The organism is Acetobacterium fimetarium (genome assembly GCF_014284475.1).
Taxonomy (GTDB): Bacteria; Bacillota; Clostridia; order Eubacteriales; family Eubacteriaceae; genus Acetobacterium; species Acetobacterium fimetarium.
In genome coordinates, this window is the sequence record NZ_WJBC01000073.1 from 1 (window position 1) to 1,093 (window position 1,093).

The 1,093-nt window shown below is 43.8% G+C and carries 1 protein-coding gene; it reads right to left on the reverse strand.

The features are described 5' to 3' along the window. Positions 1-1,067 (reverse strand): elongation factor Tu (gene tuf, locus GH808_RS15125; protein ID WP_186843604.1); only part of this gene is annotated, 1,067 nt, incomplete at its 3' end. Between the last annotated feature and the right edge of the window lie 26 nt (positions 1,068-1,093).

The window sequence follows — 1,093 nt, forward strand, 5'->3', positions numbered from 1 at the left end:
CCAGGCATTACCATTTCTACGCCTTCTGGTAATTTGATGACACCTGTTACGTCAGTTGTTCTGAAGTAGAATTGTGGTCTGTAGCCATCGAAGAATGGAGTATGACGTCCGCCTTCTTCTTTGGTTAATACATATACTTCTGACATGAAGTGAGTATGTGGATTGATTGAACCTGGTTTAGCCAGGACCTGGCCACGTTCGATTTGAGTACGGTCAACACCACGAAGCAGGGCTCCGATGTTGTCGCCTGAACGGCCTTCATCCAACAGTTTTCTAAACATTTCGATGCCGGTTACAACAGTTTTACGAACATCGTGAATACCGACGATTTCGACTTCTTCACCAACTTTGACAACACCACGTTCTACACGTCCGGTTGCAACAGTTCCACGACCTGTGATCGAGAAAACATCTTCGACTGGCATCAGGAATGGTTTGTCGGTGTCTCGTTCTGGATCTGGGATCCAGCTATCAACAGCTTCCATCAGTTCAACAATTTTGTCTCCCCAAGGACCATCTGGCTCTTCTAATGCTTTTAATGCAGATCCGGCAATGATTGGTGTATCATCACCTGGGAATTCATATTCGTCTAACAGCTCGCGAACTTCCATTTCGACCAGTTCAAGCAGTTCTTCGTCATCTACCATGTCTACTTTGTTCAAGAAAACGATGATGTATGGCACGCCTACCTGACGGCTCAATAAAATATGTTCACGTGTCTGTGGCATTGGACCATCAGCAGCACTAACAACCAGGATGGCACCATCCATTTGAGCGGCACCGGTGATCATGTTCTTAACATAATCGGCATGGCCTGGGCAGTCAACATGGGCATAATGTCGATTTGGGGTTTCATATTCAACATGGGCTGTTGAAATCGTGATTCCACGTTCTCTTTCTTCTGGAGCTTTATCGATGTTTTCGAATGCTACCGCTTCCCCTGTTCCAAATCTTTTGTTTAATACAAATGTAATTGCTGCTGTTAATGTCGTTTTACCATGATCGACATGTCCGATTGTTCCAACATTTACATGGGGCTTATTTCTTTCAAATTTTGCTTTTGCCATTTGTTATTCTCCTTAAAATTTATTTT